The organism is Serratia sp. TSA_7 (assembly GCF_052692135.1).
In genome coordinates this window covers 1,325,789-1,344,685 of the sequence record NZ_JBQZFU010000001.1, presented here as the reverse complement: position 1 = coordinate 1,344,685, position 18,897 = coordinate 1,325,789, and the positions used below count along the sequence as shown (strand labels likewise).

The window sequence follows — 18,897 nt, the reverse complement described above, 5'->3', positions numbered from 1 at the left end:
TGATATGTGAGCTGTGCGTTGGCGCAGGCAATAATAAAACCGCGCCGGTCATTTCGCTGTTGTTATACTATCGGCAAAGCTAACCCAATAACCAAGCAGGGGATTTAACATGCCAGTAGCCAGAATAGTTGCCAGCTATAGCGAAAATGAAAAGGATACCATCACGCTGCTGTGCGGCGTGGATGAGGAAAATCAGATCCGTCAGGGGGAATGGTTCGGCGTGGTGAAAAATGATGACGGGCGTGGCGATGAGTCCAATTATCCCTTTACTCTGCACGTCGACTACCAGAAAAACACCTTCTATCTCGACTATGGTTATGACGATGCCGAGTCGCGCCAGATGCAAAAAACCGATATATATTCTAAACCGCTCGCCGAGCAAAGTTTCTTCACCATTTTCGACGAGGAAGAGGGCGAAGAGTTCAGCTATCGCATCAACAGCATTCACCTGTACGACTAACTCTCCCTGAGACAAAAATGCCCGTGTCGACGTTGTCGCACGGGCATTTTTTATTGTCTGGCCCTCAGTTTTTGCATCTTGTCCGCCCTGGGCTATAGGTGAGAGGGATCTTGTGCTATATGATAAAAAATTCAGATGGTTAACGGGGATGAATCAGAATGACGAGAAGAAAAATTCAGCAAGGTTTTCGTTTGGCGTTGTGTGCAGTGGCTATCGGCGCAGGATTGAGCAGCGCGATGGCTGCGCAGGTTCCCCCAGGCACCACTCTGGCGGAAAAGCAGGAAATCGTTCGCCATATTAAAGATGAGCCGGCCTCACTGGATCCGATCAAGGCCGTGGGCTTGCCGGAGGCGCAATTGGCGCGTGACCTGTTCGAAGGGCTGGTGAATCAGGATGCCAACGGCAAGGTGATCCCTGGCGTCGCCACCCGTTGGCAGACGACTGATAATCAAACTTATATCTTCACGCTGCGCAAAGATGCGCGCTGGTCAAACGGTGACCCTGTAACGGCGAAGGATTTCGTTTACAGCTGGCAACGCCTGGTTGAGCCGAAGAACCTGTCACCCTTTGCCTGGTTCGCCCAACTGGCCGGCATTCAGAACGCCGACGAGATCATCGCCGGCAAGCTGCCTGCCGATAAGCTGGGTGTAACGGCGTTGGATGACTACACCTTTAAAGTGCAGTTGAACAAACCGGTACCGTACTTTGTCAGCTTGACCGCCAACTTCAGCCTGTTCCCGGTTAACCGGTCGGTGGTGGAGAAATTCGGCAATGACTGGACCAAAGTCGGCAACCTGGTGGGTAACGGTGCGTTTAAACTGCAAGAGCGGGTGGTCAATGAGAAACTGGTGCTGACGCCAAATGAACACTATTGGGATCACGCGCATACCGTGCTGACCAAAGTGACCTTTGTGCCGATCAACCAGGAGTCCAACGCCACCAAGCGTTATCTGGCCGGCGACATCGATATCACTGAGTCCTTCCCGAAAAACATGTACCAGAAGTTGCTGAAAGATATCCCGGACCAGGTTTATACCCCGGATCAGCTCGGTACCTATTATTACGCCTTCAATACCCAACGTGCGCCGACCAACGATGTGCGAGTGCGTAAAGCGCTGTCGTATGCGATCGACCGTAAAATTATCGCCGAAAAAGTGCTGGGCACCGGTGAGAAGCCGGCCTATCACTTCACGCCGGACGTGACCGCCGGGTTCAAACCGGAAGTGAGCCTGATGCAGCAGCAATCGCAGGCGGAATTGAATGCGCAGGCCAAGGCGTTGATGCAGGCCGCCGGCTACGGCCCAAATAATCCGCTGAAACTGACGCTGTTGTACAACACTTCGGAAAGCCATCAGAAAATCGCGATTGCCGTGGCGTCGATGTGGAAGAAAACGCTGGGGATTGACGTCAAGCTGCAAAACCAGGAATGGAAAACCTATATCGACAGCCGCAACACCGGTAATTTCGACGTAGTGCGCGCGTCCTGGGTGGGCGATTACAACGAGGCATCGACCTTCCTGTCTCTGCTGAGCTCTTCCCACAGCGGCAACATCGCCAAATTCAAGAGCGCCAGGTATGACAACCTGCTGGCACAGGCCAGCCGGGAAACCAACGCAAAGGCCCTGACGGCGGATTACAATAAAGCGGAACAGATCATTGCGGAACAGGCGCCGATCGCGCCAATTTACCAGTACACCAACGGTCGCCTGATCAAGCCTTGGGTAAAAGGCTACCCGATCACCAACCCGGAGGACGTGGCCTACAGCCAGACAATGTATATTTTGCAGCATTGATCAGCCGCGTTTGCTACGTATTTTCACCAGACCCCGCTAATGGCGGGGTTTTATTTTTGTGGCGGAACTATGGCGGTTATGGCGCCACAAACAACGCCCTACGCGCAATGGCGGATGGAAATACGCAAGACACATCGTGCGCGCAGCCGGGGACGATCAGTAACTGACGTTTGGCGCCAGGTGCGATAAAACGCCGATCGTAAGCCGCATAGGCGATGCCGCGTTGCAGACGGTAGGGGCCCTGAGCCTGCGCGGCGCAGGATTTGTCGAGTATTTTGTAGAAGGCGCCGGGCGCGTTGCCGGTATCTTTTCCTCCCTCAATATAAGTGATGTCCGCTGCGGCATAGCGCTGACGCACCGTCTCGCGGGTTTGGCCATGAAAAGCGGGGATATCTTCCATACCGTATTTCCAGTGGTTTAGGGTTGGGCACGAGTCGGTGTTAACTTCCGTCCAGGTAAAGTCGCAATCTTTTTCCTGACGGCAACTGAGCCAGTCGACAACCGGCCGCGGGCGCAGGCGATCGAAGTAAAGCCAACTGCCGGGGTCGGAAACGACATAGCGCACGCTCACGCCGGTGGGCGGTTCCGCAAACCCGACATAATGCTGCACGAACTGCGCGCCGGCGGAAAACCCAGCGACAGTGACCAGCCGCAACTGCGGCCATTTGATTTTCAGTTCGGCGATCAATTGGTCAAGCGCGGAAAATGAGCTGACGTTTGAGTGCAAACTCAACCCGCCGTCTATCCAGGAACTGCAACTCCACAAGGCATCACCCGGCTGCGCCGCAGGGAGGCCGGGTGAGTGGCAGCGCCGGGCCTGAGCGGCGGGAACCGGATAGAGCGGAGCAACCAGTAAAGTATCGTCGATTTTACCTGCCAGTCGTGCCGCTTTTAGCGCCGCAGCCAGCGTTTTCCCGGCATCTCTGGGGTGGCCGTGCAGCACGATTAAAGCGGAATTCGGTGTTCGGCCGTGGGTTTTTGCGACGTAGTAAGGCAAATTACCCGCCGAGTCGCTGAGCTTGAGTCGATAGGCATCAGCGATACCCTCGAGCGGGCCCTGTGCGGCAAACAGCGGATAGAATGGCGCAGCAGCAAGCGTCAAAATAGAGGCTAACAGTAATGTCGATGCGTATTTCATGGGTACCAGGCTGAACGTTGGTCGTTATTCACCCATGTTAGCGCATAAGGTGCGAGTCAGGGGTAAGCATCAAGCGGCTTTATCTTTGAGTCGCAAAACATTAACGCTAGACTCTGGTGTAACTGAAAAGCGAAGGGGATAAGGAATGGATGTCATTGAGGGGCGCGAGTTACAGGTTCCTGATGCGGTGTATGCCTACCAGCTAGACGGCAAAGGTGGCGTAACATCGATTGACTACGATGATAAAATCACCTGCGATGAGCCTTGCTGGCTGCATCTGGATTATGCGCACCCGGCCAGCGCCGAATGGCTGAACACTACGCCGCTGTTGCCGGATGCGGTAAGAGAAGCGTTATCAGGGGAAAGCTCACGCCCGCGGGTCAGCCGTCTGGGCGATGGCACCATGATCACGTTGCGCAGTATTAATTTCAACGCCAACTCACGGCCGGATCAGTTGGTGACCATCCGCGTTTACTTGACCGATAAACTGATCGTCTCCACCCGGCACCGTAAGGTGTACTCTATCGATCAGGTGGTGAACGATCTGCAAAGCGGCGCCGGGCCGACCAACAGCGGCAACTGGCTGGTGGAGGTTTCCGATGCGTTGAACGATCACACCAGCGATTTTATCGAGGATCTGCACGATAAGATCATCGATCTGGAAGATGCGCTTTTGGAGCAGCAAATCCCGGAGCGCGGGCAGTTGGCGCTGATCCGCAAACAACTGATTGTGTTGCGCCGTTACATGGCACCGCAGCGCGACGTATTTTCCCGGCTGGCAAGCGAGCGGTTGCCCTGGATGAACGATGACGATCGACGCCGTATGCAAGATGTTGCCGACCGGCTGGGGCGCGGTCTGGACGATCTGGATGGCAGCATTGCGCGTACCGCGATCCTTTCCGATGAAATTACCACCGTGATGGCTGATGCCATGAACCGCCGAACTTACACCATGTCGCTACTGGCAATGGTATTTTTGCCCACCACGTTTTTGACCGGACTGTTCGGCGTTAACCTGGGCGGCATTCCCGGCGGGGGCAATCCCTTTGGTTTTGCCACGTTTTGCCTGATGCTGACGGGGTTGGTGCTCGGCGTGGCCTGGTGGTTGAAACGCAGCCGCTGGCTGTAGCCAAAAAAGCGCGAAAACCCGGTTAACATTGAGCGATATCAACTTTTGCCGGGCGGAAATGGGGCATGATCTCTCTCGCAGGTGAATGCAACGTCAAGCGATGGGCGTTGCGCTCCATAATTGTCTTACTTTCTTATTATTTAGAATTGCTGCATAGCACATTGATTCATACGATGCCGGTCTAACCACCGGCATTTTTTTGTCTGCAGTTTACCGTCTTCAGGCCGCGCTTTCGTCCCAGAAACTGGCCTCGATTTTATGCCCGTCCAGATCGCGAACAAAGCACCCGTAATAGGCTTCGCCATAGTGTGGTCGTGATCCTGGGGCTCCTTCATCTTTCGCGCCGGCCTGCAGCGCCAGCCGGTAAAACTCATTGACCTGCTGCTTGCTGGTGGCGAAAAAGCCTACGTGCACGCCGTTACCGGTAGAGGCGGGTTGGTTATCGATCGGCACTTGCAACCAGAATTCCGGGTAATCACGGCCATAGCCAATAGCGCCGGGGTGTTCCAGCACTCGCCGGCAGCCCAATGCGGAGAGCGTACTATCGTAAAACTCTGCGGCGGCATCGAAATGATTGGTACCCAGGGAAACGTGGGATAAGCAGGGGGTAATGTTCATCGGCAATCTCCTTATGACTGTATGAATACACAGTATAGAGGAAAGGCGGCGCTGTCCGATAAATTATGCTGAAATTGTGAGCAGGATCGAAAACTGTCGGGAGGAAAGAACGCCGCCCGCAGATAACGGGCGGCGCCAGGGCTTACTTGATTTCGAGGACGTTTAAACGCTCCAGCGCCGGTGCAGTTTCGTCTGCATCCTCCGGCTGCCAACCGATCGGTTGCATTGGAATATCTTCGCGATCAAAGGCCAGATCGCCACCGCCTACCACTTCGCTGCCGTGGTGAATGCCTTTGAAATCAAAAAGGTTGTAATCGCTCAGGTGTGAAGGCACCACGTTTTGCATTGCGCTGAACATGGTTTCCAGACGGCCCGGATAGCGTTTATCCCAATCGCGCAGCATGTCGCCAATCACCTGACGCTGCAGGTTGGGCTGTGAACCGCACAGGTTACACGGAATAATGGGGAATTCTTTGGCCACCGAGAAACGCTCGATATCCTTTTCACGGCAATAGGCCAGTGGGCGGATCACCACATGTTTGCCATCGTCGCTCATCAGCTTGGGTGGCATGCCTTTCAGCTTGCCGCCGTAGAACATATTGAGGAACAGCGTTTGCAGAATGTCGTCACGGTGGTGGCCAAGGGCAATCTTGGTCGCGCCCAGTTCGGTGGCGGTCCGGTAAAGAATACCGCGGCGCAGGCGTGAACACAGTGAGCAGGTCGTTTTGCCTTCAGGGATCTTGTCCTTGACGATGCTGTAGGTGTTTTCCTCGACAATCTTGTATTCCACCCCCAGACTTTCCAGATAAGCGGGCAAAATATGCTCGGGGAAGCCCGGCTGTTTCTGGTCGAGGTTGACCGCCACCAGCGAGAAGTTCACCGGCGCGCTTTGTTGCAGGTTGCGCAGGATTTCCAGCATGGTGTAGCTGTCTTTGCCGCCGGACAGGCAGACCATGATGCGGTCGCCTTCTTCAACCATGTTGAAATCGGCGATCGCCTGGCCTACGTTGCGACGCAGACGTTTTTGCAATTTGTTGAGGTTGTACTGCTCTTTTTGACTAACGGTTTGTTTTTCTGACATTTAAATCGTGCTCGTTTTCAATTGGGGGCACTATGGGGGCATGACATATAGACCGCGAGTTTAACATTCAACAGGCGGTTTGGGTCATTATTCATTTCTGCCCTGTTTGCACCCGAGGCCTGAAGACCCTATGCGCATATCATGCTCCATCTGGTTTGCGATAAAAATGGGTTCGCGCCCGCAGACAACAACCAGCAGGCAAAAGTATGTCGCGTATGGTACGGATTACGCCGCCGAATGCCAGCGAGTTTTATGCATGAGCTCCAGGCATGGCCCAATGAGGAGCAAAAGCCGTCTTTTTACTTCGTTTGATGTTCTTCAGCCAGATCGAAACCAATCAGTGTCTGCTCGGTTTTTACGCCCGGCATCATCTGATGCAGCCCCTTGATCAACTCTTCACCGGCATCAAACAACGCCTGTAACGGCATGGCCGGCAGGCTCTCCAGAATAAACCACATCTTGCCGGCATCTGCGTTCAGCCGGGTTCTTATCCCCTGGCGCCAGTTCCAGCGACGGCAAGTTACGCCCAGATCGTCGCGCCAGACGACTTCTCCCGGTTCCGGTGATTCATGTGCCACTTCACCGTCTTTCACCGTATCAAACAGTTCGCTTCCGTCGGCAACCACCAACCTGGGTTGCCCGACATAGGCTTCAATATTTTCCCCGCCAACGGGAATGGCATAGCGAATGCTGATGGCATTATAGAGGTCAACTACGGGGTCGATACCGGGTAGCGAGCCGTCTCGAATGACCCGTTTGCGCAGTGCTTCTGCAGAGCAGGGGGTGCGCTTGGGTTTGGCGCCGAATCGGGTAAATACCTCACCCCAGGCGGCAAGATGAGCCTCAGCCCAGGGGGCATCACCCGCAGAAATAGAATGACAAGCCTGTTCCAAAGCCTGGCCGGCAATCCTCGGGTTGATAATGGGCGCGGCTTCAACCGCAATGCTTAAGGCTCTGAAGCCGGGGGCCACGGAGGAGACTTTGGGATCGATTGACGGAAGAACTGAAAACATCTGATAATCCTATAATGACTAATTTATTTCATGGTAATGACTAATGACCAATAAAGTCAATATATCGACCGAGCACGGCGCGGACATTCAAACTGTCAATGAAGCGGTTTCAAGCACCATCAAACAGCACCGCAAAGACAAGAAATTGACGCTTGATGAGCTATCACGCAGGGCGGGCGTCAGCAAAGGGATGCTGGTGGAAATCGAGAAAGGAACCGCGAATCCGAGCATTGCCATATTGTGCAAAATAGCGGCGGCGCTGGGCCTGTCTGTCGCCGATATCGTTAATGTCACCGATGCGCCCTCCGCTTATCTTATCGATAAAAAAGATATACCTACATTGTGGACGGGTGACTCGGGCGGAACGGCCCGTTTGCTGGCGGGGACGCGTGGGCCGAATATGATTGAGCTGTGGCGCTGGGAGATGTTTCCTGATGAGCTGTTTGCCTCCTCGGGCCACCCTCAAGGTACCTTCGAGCTGTTGCATGTTGAGCAGGGCGTTCTCCACCTGAAGGTGGGGAGTACCGAGATGATTGTTCCTGAGGGTGCTTCTGCCGTCGCCAGCACCGATGTGCCGCATCATTATTCAAATCAGGGTGAGGGGAAATTGATCTTCACCATGACCGTGGCCGAACTTCACTCCTGACAGATTGCCGGTTTGCCGGGTGTTATCCCAAGAGCGCGTCCGTGTAAGGGGTCATATGGCAGGGGGGATTATGCGTAAATTCTTGCAGGCCGGGTTATTGCTTTGTTTTGCGTCGTTTGCGGCCCACGCCGCAGAGTGCTGCATTTTCTTGCAGCAACCGTCGTTGTTACAGGTAAAAACCCATCTCAGTGGTGACGCTAACTATAAGCGGCTGCTGCAGGACGCCGACAGCGCGATGCAAAAACCCTTGCTCAGCGTCACCGACAAAGGTTTGACTCCCCCCAGCGGCGACAAGCACGATTACCTGAGTCTCGGTGCCTACTGGTGGCCGGATGCCGGCAAAGCGAACGGGTTGCCCTGGGTGCGCCGCGATGGGCTTGTGAATCCGGCCAGTAAAAACGAGCAGAGTGATGGCGTGCGGCTGGCGGAGTTCACTCAGCGGGTACAGGTTCTGACGTTGGCGGGTTATTTCTCCGGGCAACAACGCTATAGCGACAGGGCGATCGCGTTGATCCGCGCCTGGTTTATCAACCCGCAAACGCGGATGAACCCGAACCTCAACTACGCACAGGGTATTCCAGGGCGCGACAGCGGCCGCGGTAACGGCATTCTGGACGGGCGTTATTTCGCCACCCGGATTGTTGACAGCCTGCTGCTGTTGCGCCAGACGCCAGGCTGGACGCTGGACGATGAAAGTCGGACGCGGCAATGGTTTGGCCGCTACCTCGATTGGCTACTGCACAGCCCCGCCGGTAAACAGGAAGCCGCCGCGAAGAATAACCACGGCAGTTGGTACGCCGTTCAGGTGGCGGGGATTGCCGCCTGGCTCGGGCGTGATGACGTGGTGCGGGAGATGGCGACGCTGACGCAGGATAAGCTTGATTTACAACTCGCCGTTAACGGTTCGCAGCCGCAAGAATTGTTGCGCACCCGTTCGTTCCATTACAGCTATTTCAATCTGCAGGCGTTGGTGCTGATGGCTGGGGTGGCGCAGCGCCAGGGCATTGACTTGTGGCATTACCGCTCGACGCAAGGCAGTTCGTTGTTGGCGGCGTTGGATTTTATGGCACCTTACGCTGATGCAGGGCGGAAATGGCCCTATCCAAGCCTTGATCGGGTTGGGGTGCGCATCGTGCCGCTGTTGATTCAGGCGGATAGCCTAATGAAAATAGATCGTTACCAGCCGGTGATCGAGAAGGTGCGGTTCGATGTTGCGCAATGGCAGGGAAAAGAAAACTATGTGCGCGGTGCGGTAAAAGAAGCGCAGCGGCAAAGCTGGCTGGAAGCAGGGCGCGAACCGATCGCGCCCTGAAGGGGAACTTACTCGGCGGACGATTGTTCCGTCTTGCCGGCCAACATACTGAGGAAGTCGTACTTCTCTTTCAACTCTTTCTCGGCGGCCTGGTACAACGCGCTGGCGACCTCCGGTTGCTGTGAGTTCAGGCGGCGGAAGCGCTGCTCTTTCAGCAGGGTTTCGGTCAGATCGCTGTTTGGCGGTCGAGAGTCCAGCGCCAGCGCGGGTTTACCCTGGTCGGCGCGGCGGGGATCGAAACGGTACAGCGGCCAGAAACCGGTAGCGGTCAGCTGTTTCATCTGATCGTGGCTAAGTGCCAGATCGTAACCGTGCTCTTCGCAGGGGCTGTAGGCGATAATCAGTGACGGGCCCGGATAGGCCTCCGCTTCCTGAATGGCCTTCACCGTCTGGTTGAGCTGCGCACCCAGGGAGATCTGCGCCACATACACATGGCCATACATCATCATGCTGACACCCAGATCCTTGCGTGCCTTGCGTTTGCCGTGCTCGCCGAACTTGGTGACCGCCCCGAGCGGCGTGGCTTTCGACTGTTGGCCGCCGGTGTTGGAGTAACACTGGGTATCCAGCACCAGCACGTTGACGTTCTCGGTCAGGCTAAGGACGTGGTCCAATCCGCCAAAACCAATATCGTAGGCCCAGCCGTCGCCGCCAATCAGCCAGATGGATTTATCCACCAGATAATCGGCGTCGGTCGCCAACTGGCGGGCGTCGTTACCCTCGATTTGCGTCAACAAGCCGCGCAATTCAGCGATCTGTCGGCGGCGCGGTTCCGGTGCGACGTCGATCATCTGCAACGCGTTGACCAACGGCTCAGGCAGTTGCGGCGCCAGCGTATTCAGCAACCGCAGTACGCGGCTACGGTGCTGATCGACCGTCAACCTGAAGCCCAGACCAAATTCGGCGTTATCTTCGAACAGCGAGTTGGCCCACGCCGGGCCGCGGCCTTCGGCGTTGGTGGTGTAAGGCGTGGTCGGCAGATTGCCGGCGTAAATGGATGAACAGCCGGTGGCGTTGGCAATCAGCAACCGGTCGCCATAGAGCTGGGTCAGCAGCTTGATGTAGGGTGTTTCGCCACAGCCGGAACAGGCGCCGGAGTATTCGAACAGCGGCGAGATCAACTGCGAAGTGCGGATGTCGATGCGTTCTATCTGCGCTGGGTCAATCTCCGGCAACTGCAGGAAGAAATCGTAATGCTGCTTTTCCACCTCAAGATTATCGAGGCGCGAAGCCATGTTGATCGCCTTGATGTCCGGGTTCTGGCGGTCTTTCGCCGGGCACACCTCTACGCACAGGTTACAGCCGGTACAATCTTCCGGCGCGACTTGCAGCACATACTTCTGCCCGCGCATGTCACGCGCTTTGACATCCAGCGACTGCAAGCTGGCGGGGGCGTGCTCCATCGCCTGCGGTTGCACCACTTTGGCGCGGATGGCAGAGTGCGGGCAAGCGGCGACGCAGTGGTTGCATTGGGTGCAGAGATCCGGCTGCCAGAGCGGGATCGTCTCGGCGATATTGCGTTTTTCCCATTGGGTGGTGCCGACCGGCCAGGTGCCGTCCGGCGGGAAGGCCGAGACCGGCAGCGCATCGCCCAGCCCGGCCAGCATCGCGGCGGTAACGGTTTTGACAAAATCGGGGGCGGCATCCGAGACTACCGGTGGGCGCAGCGGGCTGCCGGCGTTGACCGGTTGCAGCGGGATCTCAATCAGCGCATCCAGCGTGGCATCCAGCGCCTGCCAGTTGCGTTCGACGATCTCCTGGCCCTTGCTGCTGTAGCTGCGGGCGATAGCGTCCCGCAGTTGCTGCAGCGCCACGTCGCCCGGCAGAATTTGCGTCAGTTGGAAAAATGCCATCTGCATAACGGTATTGATGCGCGCGCCGAGTTGGCATTCGCGCGCCAGTTTTGCCGCGTTGATAATATAGAAACGCGCCTGGCGCTGTTGCAGCACCGCCTGAACCTCCTGCGGCAGCCGTGACCATGCCTCATCGGCCCCGTACGGCGTATTGAGCAGGAAGATGCCGCCGGGTTTCAGCCGTTCCGCCATCTGGTAGGTATCGATAAACTGCAGTTGATGGCAACCGACGAAGTCTGCGCGGCTGACCAAATAGGCCGAATTGATGGGCTGTTCGCTGACGCGCAGGTGAGAAACCGTCAGGCCGCCGGCCTTCTTCGAGTCGTAGACGAAATACCCTTGCGCGTACATCGGCGTGCTGTTGCCGATGATTTTGATATTGTTCTTGGTGGCGGATACGGAGCCGTCGCTGCCCAGACCGTAGAACAACGCTTCCAGCGAAGCGCGCGGCGGTAGGGTTTCTTCGCTGAGCGGCAGGGAAAGGCCGGTCACATCGTCGAAAATGCCGACGGTGAAGCGCGGGCGCTGCCTGGCAAGTTGCAGTTCGTTGAATACCGCCAACGCACAGTCCGGCCCAAACTCCTTCGAGGACAAGCCGTAACGGCCACCGATCACCATCGGCATGTCCGCGCGTTCGCCACGGCTGAAGGCCTCGGCCAGTGCGGTCATCACATCCAGATACAGCGGTTCCGCCAGCGCGCCCGGCTCTTTGGTGCGGTCCAGTACGGCGATTTTCCGGGCACTTTCCGGCAGCACGCTGAGCAGATGCCGAGCGGAGAAGGGCCTGAACAGCCGTACTTTCAGCACGCCGACCTTTTCACCGCGCGTTAACAGGGCATCAATCGCTTCTTCGCAGGTGCCGATAGCGGAACCCATCAGGATCACTACGCGTTCGGCCTGGGGGTGGCCGTAATATTCAAAGGGTTGATATGCCCGCCCGGTGACCTGCGCGAATTTGTCCATCGCATCAATCACATGCTGGCAGGCGCTGTCGTACCAGGGATTAGTGGCTTCACGCGACTGGAAATAAGTATCCGGGTTAGCGGAAGTACCGCGCACCACCGGGTGGTCCGGTGACAAGGCACGGCTGCGATGGGCGTCAATCGCTTCCTGCGGCAGCATCTGACGCAGGGTATCGTCGCTTAACGGCACGATTTTGTTGATTTCGTGCGAGGTGCGGAAACCATCGAAAAAATGAATAAACGGCAGGCGGCTGTTGAGGGACGCCGTTTGGGATATCAACGCAAAGTCTTGCGCTTCCTGGACGCTACTGGCGCACAGCATGGCGCAGCCGGTCTGGCGTATGGCCATTACGTCGGAATGGTCGCCGAAGATCGACAGCGCATGGGTCGCCACGGTACGCGCGGCGACGTGCAACACAAACGGCGTCAGTTCACCGGCCAGCTTGTACAGCGTCGGGATCATCAGCAGCAGGCCCTGCGATGAGGTGAATGAGGTCGACAACGCGCCGGTTTGCAGCGCACCGTGCACGGTGGCGATGGCCCCGCCTTCGGACTGCATTTCCATCACGCGCGGCACGTCTCCCCAGATGTTTGGGCGGCCGTCGCCGGACCAGGCATCCGCCTGTTCCGCCATGGTTGAACTGGGGGTGATCGGGTAGATGGCAATCACTTCGCTGGTGCGATAGGCGACGGAAGCGACTGCATTATTACCATCTGTAGTAATCATCGACTTTACCTTTCATTGCTCAAAAAGCTGCAAAAGTTGCCTCTCGCAGTAATTAACAAAGTCTAGCAGAGGGATATATTGGCCCTTTATCGCGTTTGTGTGGCGGGCGAAAAAACAACAGAGCGCACGCGCGAGGTAATATTTTCGGTAAAAATTGTTTTCAAACGGAGAATTAGCCGGGTGGTTTAACGACAATTTATTCGCGACGCGCCATACTGGTGAACGTGTTCACTTACAGAAGAAAAAACGATGAGCGGATTTATCTATTTGACCATGGCGATTGTTGCGGAAGTGATCGCCACCACCATGTTGAAAGCCTCTGAAGGCTTTACCCGACTGTGGCCCTCGCTGGTGGTTGTCGTGGGCTACGCCGTGGCGTTCTGGGGGTTGTCAATGGTGGTGAAAACCATGCCGCTGGGGATAGTCTATGCTATCTGGTCGGGCATGGGCATTGTTCTGGTGTCGATAGCGGCCGTATTCGTCTATCAGCAAAAGCTGGATCTGCCTGCGGTGATCGGCATGGTATTAATTATTGCCGGCGTACTGGTGATTAATTTACTGTCGAAAACGGCGGCGCATTGATTGTTATTTTAATGTGAGAATAGCCAGCGTGACATTCAGTGACGCTGGCTGAATCATTCAGGAACAAATAACGAAAAATAAGGGACTGTTGTACCCAGCCAATTTCAAATTAAGGCCAATGCAGCTAATGCCCGAATGTCGCGGATGTTTTAACCCGTAGCAGAGGCCGGCAATATCTCCCGCTCCGGTAGCTAAAAATTCGCAGCAGCCCAAGATCCCCACCTCCGCCTTGCTCGCCAGCAAGATTTAAAACTTTGGTTGTCACTGCGCCTCGCCACCGCGACGCCGTTGCCTGCAAACCCGCAGTACGTCACCGACCCTCGGTGCCGGCATGGCATCGGAGCTAAAGAAATTCCGTAACGATAATAATGGCGATTTTGTTCAAATAAACGCCAAATAATTGCAGGAATATATTTCCATAATTAATTTATCAGGCTAAATTAAACAGGTTTGCATCAAAGATAACTGAACGTGTCCGCATTTAAAGTGACGCGGGTTATCAGCAATGGCGATTTTACACAGCGCAGTTCCGGGTTCAGGAGTGAAATAATGCAAAAATCAACGTGGCTGCTTGCCGGCGCCGTACTGCTTTTGGCCGCATGTAGCAGCAAGAGTGAAGAACCAGTTCAGCAGGGCAACAGCGCAAGAATCAATACGTTACAGACCAGCGCCAACTGCGCCAGCGTTGGCGGCATCACTACCGTGGCTCATAATTTAAACGGTGAAGCGGTAAGAATGTGCCAGATGCCGAACGGTAAGCAGTGTGAGGAGTGGACCCTGGGTAAAGGGGCTTGCTCGACCGCCGGTTAACAAGAAAGAACACCAGGCCGATCACACAGCCTGGTGAACAGGGATCACTGCACCCAGTCTCGCAGGGTATATACCAGGACATGGTCGCCGCCGCTCAGCGTTAACTGCTGAGCGTTGAGGCTGATTTTTGCCCCTTTTTCCAGCACTGCGCTGAGAGTCTGATCCCACTGATTGCGTTGCGCATCGGTGCACAGCATCCGCGTTGAGGCCAGGTTTTTCACCGTCAGCACGCCGTTTTGCAACTGACCGCTGCCAAAGAAGCGGTTACACATCGCGCCGGAAACATGCATTTTTTCACCGAACTCAATGCTCGGGGCGTTACCGGGCTGCGGCTTCACCGCAACGCCGTCCACGCTTTGCAGCACGAAATTGTGATGTAACAGGTCGTCTTCCGTGACCGTTTTACCGCTCTGGCTCATTCCACACCCCGTTAATAACAGCGCTGCTAACGCCATCGGCAGGCACTTTTTCATGCGTTTCCCTCACTAAAAAATCAGGCGTTAAGCTGATTAGGGCAATTTTCACCGCGATCCAACTGATTGACGTTTTTCAGCGTGGTTTCCGAGATGCTGGTCAGCGCCTCTTCTGTCAGGAAAGCCTGGTGACCGGTGAACAACACATTGTGGCAGGCTGACAGGCGACGGAATACGTCATCTTGAATCACGTCATTGGATTTGTCTTCGAAGAACAAGTCGCGTTCATTTTCATATACGTCCATCCCCAGCGCGCCGATTTTCTGTTGCTTCAGCGCGTCAATTGCCGCCGAGGAGTCAATCAGGCCGCCACGGCTGGTGTTGATGATCATGACACCGTCCTTCATCATCGCAAAAGCGTCGGTATTCAGCAGGTGATGGTTTTCCGGCGTCAGCGGGCAGTGCAGGGTGATCACGTCCGATTGCGCGTACAGCGTTTTCAGATCGACATATTCTGCGCCCAACTCCAGCGCTTGCTCGCTTGGATAGGGATCGTAAGCCAACAGTTTCATGCCGAACCCTTTCAGGATACGCATGGCTGCCACGCCAATTTTACCGGTGCCGATCACCCCAGCGGTGCGATTATGCATGTTGAAGCCGATCAGCCCCTCGAGCGAGAAGTTGGCGTCGCGGGTACGTTGGTAGGCGCGGTGGATGCGTCGGTTAAGACACATCATCATCCCCACGGCGTGCTCCGCCACCGCCTCCGGAGAATAAGCCGGTACGCGGACCACTTTGATGCCCAATTCTTTGGCGGCGTCCAGGTCCACATTGTTGAAACCGGCGCAACGCAGGGCCAGGATTTCAACCCCCAGCGCCGCCAGCTCTTCAAGCACTTCACGGCTGCCGTCGTCATTGACGAAAATGCACACCGCTTTGCAACCGGCGGCAGTTTTGGCGGTTTTCTTGCTGAGCAGGAAGTCGAAGAACTCCAGTTCATAACCAAACTGTTGATTCACCAGTTCGAGATATTTACGGTCGTACTGTTTGGTGCTGTATATCGCCAATTTCATCGTGGTTTCTCCCGCGTGATTTTGTGACGAATTTAACAGATTTTAGTAAATTCTACAATTGGTTAGCTTATGTTCGGTATGGGTAAAACGCTTTGTTGGGGGCAGGATTAAGAGTAGCGGAAGGGCGCGGGGGGCGAGGTAAAAAAATCCCCACGGGGGTGGGGAATGGCTTCTCAAGTACAGTAAGCTCGCGGCTGACTTTTGTTAGAATGCTTGCAAGACTATTAATGAACAACCGCAACTACAATAACAAAAGTCTGAAACATATATTATTCACATTATGAATATGTAACTAAAGTCTACAAGGGTAGCATCGATGACTGGAAAACCGCCTGAACAGGCGTTACCGGTGCTATCGACTTCACCCTATGTTAAATTCGTGCCATCATTATTGCCAATTCAGGCATAGACTTACCCTTAAATGGCGTTCGGTTTGGGGGGATAATGCCTAACTCAGGAATGAAGCAATCATTTAATGACTAAGCGATTGAAAGTATTCATAGGGATTGTGACAGGTATTGTGATCCTGCTGCTGGCGCTGTGGCAAACCCTGCCGCGCTGGCTGCCGCGCGTGCTTGCTCATTGGCTGCCGCAGGGCAGTCAGTTGGTTTTGCAGGGTAAACCGCGGTGGCAGCAGGGTGCCTTGCAACTGGATGGCGCCCGGTTTACCGCACAGGATTGTTTGCTGGCCGCCGTCGGGCCGACCCGGTTGACTTATCGGCAGGGGCGCTGGCAACTGATCGGCGACAAACTCAGCATTGATAGCGCCTGTTTATCAAAGTTGCCTGCCGGCGACGCCAACAGCGCTCCTCTGGCGCTTGATAAGTTGCAAAAACAGCTGCCGTTGCTGGATGTCACCATCAATGATTTCACGGTAATCCCGTGGCAACACTACGCCGGAAAGCTGCAATTGCAAGCTTCTGCTGGCGGCCAGCACCTGCTGTACCAGGGGAAGAACCTCAGCGTCGAAGCCGTGCTGGATAAACATCAGCAGTTGACGCTGAACAGCATGACGCTTACCCCGCCCAACAGCCCGCAACCCCTGCATTTGACCGGCAAGATTGCCATTCCGCTGGATTTGGACAGCCTGCCTGCGCAGGGCGCGTTGCAGGGCGAGATGCAAACCGGTTATCTCGAAAAGCCGTTGCTGCTCGATATGCGCTGGCAACAGCAGCAAGGCGTGTTGACGCTGACGGAAAAGGGCGACGATAAGCCGCTGGTGACGTTACCCTGGGAAATCACCCCGCAGCAGGTCAGCATCAATCAAGGCGAGTGGCGTTGGCCCTACAGCCAGCAGCCGCTTAACGGCGGGCTGAACGTGGCGTTGCACGACTGGAGCAAGGGGCTTGATGAAACCCAAATCAGCGCTCGTTTGAATGTGATTACCGCCGGCCACAATGGTAAAGGCAATGCAGTGTTGACGCTGGGGCCGGGCAAGGTCGGATTGATCGACAGCGATCTGCGTTTCCAACTGACCGGCCAGGCGAATCTGGCCGATTTTTCCATGACCGCCTCTATTCCCGGCATTCTCAGTGGCACTATCCTTAATCCCACTCTGGTTTTGCAGCCAGGGTCGTTGCTACGCCTGTGGGGCAACGCCTCGCCGGAAATGAAACTGGAAGAGGCGCGCTTGCCGCTGGCCGGCGTCAAGGTTACCGCCGGCGGCATTACCGGCCGCCTGCAGGCCATCATCAACGCCAGCGACAGCTACTGGGGCCGCTTTAAACTGCATCTGGACGGTAAAGCGCAGGATTTTTGGCCGGACCACGGCAATTGGCAATGGCGCTATTGGGGGAAGGGACAGTTACCGCCGTTGCAGGCGGCCTGGGACGTTGCTGGCAGCGGCAGTTGGCAGGACACGACGATTGTTCTCGATCGTCTTTCCACCGGTTTTGACAAGCTGAAGTACGGCCTGGTGACGGTGGATGGGCCGCGTCTCAGCCTTGGCCAGCCACTGCGCTGGCAGCGTGGCGAGCAGAACCCGGCGTTCAATGCCGATATACAACTGGTGGCCGGCAAGGTCAGTTTCACGGACGGTGGTCACTTACCCGCGCCGGTGCTGGCGTTGCAGCTTAAAGGTACGACGCCGGACAGCTTCCAGTGGCAGGGCAAATTGCAGGCGGAACAGATTGGGCCCATCGCCTTGCATGGCCGTTGGGACGGCGAGCGGCTGCGCGGCGAAGGCTGGTGGCCGAAACAATCGCTGAAAGTATTCCAGCCGTTGATCTCGCCGGATCTCAATATCAAACTGCGCGACGGCGAGTTTTATGCTCAGTCGGCCTTTTCCGCCGCCCGCGTACAGGGCTTTGAAGCCGGTGGCCACTGGGTCGTGAACAATGGCGGCATGTGGCTGAAAGACGGTGAGATGAGCGGTCTGGATTTTGTCATGTCCTACCGATTGAAAAATCATTTGTGGCAGTTGGGCGCCAAAGGGCCGGTGACGCTGCGTATCAAGTCATTCAGCAATCTGTTCGAAATGCAGAATATCACGGCCGATCTTCAGGGCTTTTATCCCTACAGCGAGCCGGCGCCGTTAACGTTGAGCAATGTCGGCCTGGATGTGCTGAACGGGCATATCAGCCTGTCGGCGTTGCGGATGCCGCAACATGATGCTGCGGTGCTGAAGCTGGATAAAGTGGATCTGAGCGCGCTGTTTACCGCCTTGAAGCCAAAACAGCTTGCCATGTCCGGCAAGGTCGACGGTGAGCTGCCTCTGTACCTCAATCACCCCAAATGGCTGGTGCGCAATGGGTGGATAGCCAATGCCGGCATGCTGACGCTGCGGCTGGACAAAGACATGGCTGATGCTATCGGCAGCAATAATCTGGCGACCGGGGCGGCGATAGACTGGCTGCGCTACATGGAGATCAACCGTTCGCGGGCCAGTGTCGATCTCGACAATTTGGGCGAACTGACGCTAAAAGCGCACATTGACGGGCTTAACCCGCAAAAAAGTGCCAAACGTGAGGTTATCCTGAACTATACCCATCAGGAAAACGTGTTTCAGCTATGGCGTAGTCTGCGCTTTGGCGACAATTTACAGGAGTGGCTAGAGCAGGCCCTCTCAAAACCCGGGGAACAACCATGAAAATCATCAGCGGGCCCTTGCTGGTCGCCGTATTGGGCACTTCTTTGCTGAGCGGCTGCGTGCCGCGCATTGAGGTCGCGACGCCCAAAGACCCGATTACCATCAATATGAACGTGAAGATCGAACATGAAATACACATCAAGGTGGATAAGGACGTCGATAATCTGCTGAAAACCCAAAGCGGTCTGTTCTAGGAGCC

Annotated in this window: 16 protein-coding genes and 1 pseudogene; 9 read left to right on the top strand and 8 right to left on the bottom strand. The window is 55.7% G+C overall.

The genetic code is table 11. The features are described 5' to 3' along the window. Window positions 1-109: 109 nt before the first annotated feature. A complete protein-coding gene (locus tag ACUTQW_RS06400) occupies window positions 110-460 on the top strand; it encodes a hypothetical protein (protein ID WP_004945080.1) in 351 nt (116 codons plus the stop codon). A gap of 158 nt (window positions 461-618) precedes the next feature. Further along, window positions 619-2,253, top strand: a complete 1,635-nt coding sequence (locus tag ACUTQW_RS06395; protein WP_006325645.1) for a peptide ABC transporter substrate-binding protein — start codon at window positions 619-621, stop codon at window positions 2,251-2,253. 76 nt (window positions 2,254-2,329) lie between these two features. Here ACUTQW_RS06395 and ACUTQW_RS06390 read toward each other — a convergent pair whose 3' ends face one another. Beyond that, window positions 2,330-3,391, bottom strand: a complete 1,062-nt coding sequence (locus tag ACUTQW_RS06390; RefSeq protein ID WP_020439129.1) for a hypothetical protein — start codon at window positions 3,389-3,391, stop codon at window positions 2,330-2,332. A 145-nt stretch (window positions 3,392-3,536) separates the two neighbouring features. Between ACUTQW_RS06390 and zntB the strand changes: the two genes are divergently transcribed. After that, window positions 3,537-4,520 carry a zinc transporter ZntB gene (zntB, locus tag ACUTQW_RS06385; protein WP_004945070.1) on the top strand — a complete coding sequence of 328 codons (984 nt, stop codon included), beginning with the start codon at window positions 3,537-3,539 and terminating at the stop codon, window positions 4,518-4,520. Window positions 4,521-4,739: 219 nt separating this feature from the next. Here the strand turns inward: zntB and ACUTQW_RS06380 are convergent, their stop codons facing one another. From ACUTQW_RS06380 to ACUTQW_RS06365, 4 genes and pseudogenes are all read right to left on the bottom strand, one after another. After that, window positions 4,740-5,138 (bottom strand): VOC family protein, encoded by a 399-nt coding sequence (locus ACUTQW_RS06380; protein WP_020439128.1) that lies wholly within the window; start codon window positions 5,136-5,138, stop codon window positions 4,740-4,742. A gap of 142 nt (window positions 5,139-5,280) precedes the next feature. Then, entirely contained in the window at window positions 5,281-6,219 is a 939-nt protein-coding gene (gene ttcA / locus ACUTQW_RS06375; RefSeq protein ID WP_004945064.1) for a tRNA 2-thiocytidine(32) synthetase TtcA, read from the bottom strand. Window positions 6,220-6,357: 138 nt separating this feature from the next. Further along, window positions 6,358-6,503, bottom strand: a pseudogene (locus ACUTQW_RS06370) (site-specific integrase); the annotation flags it as partial. Between the two features lie 15 nt (window positions 6,504-6,518). After that, the gene (locus tag ACUTQW_RS06365) at window positions 6,519-7,232 is read right to left on the bottom strand and encodes a B3/B4 domain-containing protein (RefSeq protein ID WP_445654826.1); all 714 of its coding nucleotides are present in this window, start codon (window positions 7,230-7,232) and stop codon (window positions 6,519-6,521) included. 43 nt (window positions 7,233-7,275) lie between these two features. Here ACUTQW_RS06365 and ACUTQW_RS06360 point away from each other — a divergent pair, with 43 nt between their 5' ends. Then, a complete protein-coding gene (locus ACUTQW_RS06360; protein WP_445654825.1) occupies window positions 7,276-7,878 on the top strand; it encodes a helix-turn-helix domain-containing protein in 603 nt (200 codons plus the stop codon). Between the two features lie 70 nt (window positions 7,879-7,948). Continuing rightward, window positions 7,949-9,190 (top strand): alginate lyase family protein, encoded by a 1,242-nt coding sequence (locus tag ACUTQW_RS06355; protein WP_020439127.1) that lies wholly within the window; start codon window positions 7,949-7,951, stop codon window positions 9,188-9,190. Window positions 9,191-9,198: 8 nt separating this feature from the next. Here ACUTQW_RS06355 and nifJ read toward each other — a convergent pair whose 3' ends face one another. Further along, complete coding sequence (gene nifJ / locus ACUTQW_RS06350) at window positions 9,199-12,732, bottom strand: pyruvate:ferredoxin (flavodoxin) oxidoreductase (RefSeq protein ID WP_445654824.1); 3,534 nt, start codon at window positions 12,730-12,732, stop codon at window positions 9,199-9,201. 249 nt (window positions 12,733-12,981) lie between these two features. Between nifJ and ACUTQW_RS06345 the strand changes: the two genes are divergently transcribed. Both ACUTQW_RS06345 and ACUTQW_RS06340 read left to right on the top strand, forming a co-directional pair. Then, window positions 12,982-13,314, top strand: coding sequence for an SMR family transporter (locus ACUTQW_RS06345; protein ID WP_004945049.1), 333 nt, complete (start codon window positions 12,982-12,984; stop codon window positions 13,312-13,314). Window positions 13,315-13,863: 549 nt separating this feature from the next. Then, complete coding sequence (locus tag ACUTQW_RS06340; protein ID WP_004945045.1) at window positions 13,864-14,124, top strand: DUF333 domain-containing protein; 261 nt, start codon at window positions 13,864-13,866, stop codon at window positions 14,122-14,124. Window positions 14,125-14,168: 44 nt separating this feature from the next. On the opposite strand, the gene hslJ is transcribed toward ACUTQW_RS06340, so the two are convergent. Next, on the bottom strand, window positions 14,169-14,597 hold the full coding sequence (gene hslJ, locus ACUTQW_RS06335; protein ID WP_004945042.1) for a heat shock protein HslJ: 429 nt from the start codon (window positions 14,595-14,597) through the stop codon (window positions 14,169-14,171). A 20-nt stretch (window positions 14,598-14,617) separates the two neighbouring features. Further along, entirely contained in the window at window positions 14,618-15,610 is a 993-nt protein-coding gene (locus ACUTQW_RS06330; RefSeq protein WP_004945038.1) for a 2-hydroxyacid dehydrogenase, read from the bottom strand. 475 nt (window positions 15,611-16,085) lie between these two features. Between ACUTQW_RS06330 and ACUTQW_RS06325 the strand changes: the two genes are divergently transcribed. Next, window positions 16,086-18,698, top strand: a complete 2,613-nt coding sequence (locus tag ACUTQW_RS06325) for a YdbH family protein (RefSeq protein ID WP_020439125.1) — start codon at window positions 16,086-16,088, stop codon at window positions 18,696-18,698. Continuing rightward, on the top strand, window positions 18,695-18,892 hold the full coding sequence (locus ACUTQW_RS06320) for a YnbE family lipoprotein (RefSeq protein ID WP_004945033.1): 198 nt from the start codon (window positions 18,695-18,697) through the stop codon (window positions 18,890-18,892). The genes ACUTQW_RS06325 and ACUTQW_RS06320 overlap by 4 nt, the downstream gene beginning before the upstream one ends. The last annotated feature ends 5 nt before the right edge of the window (window positions 18,893-18,897 follow it).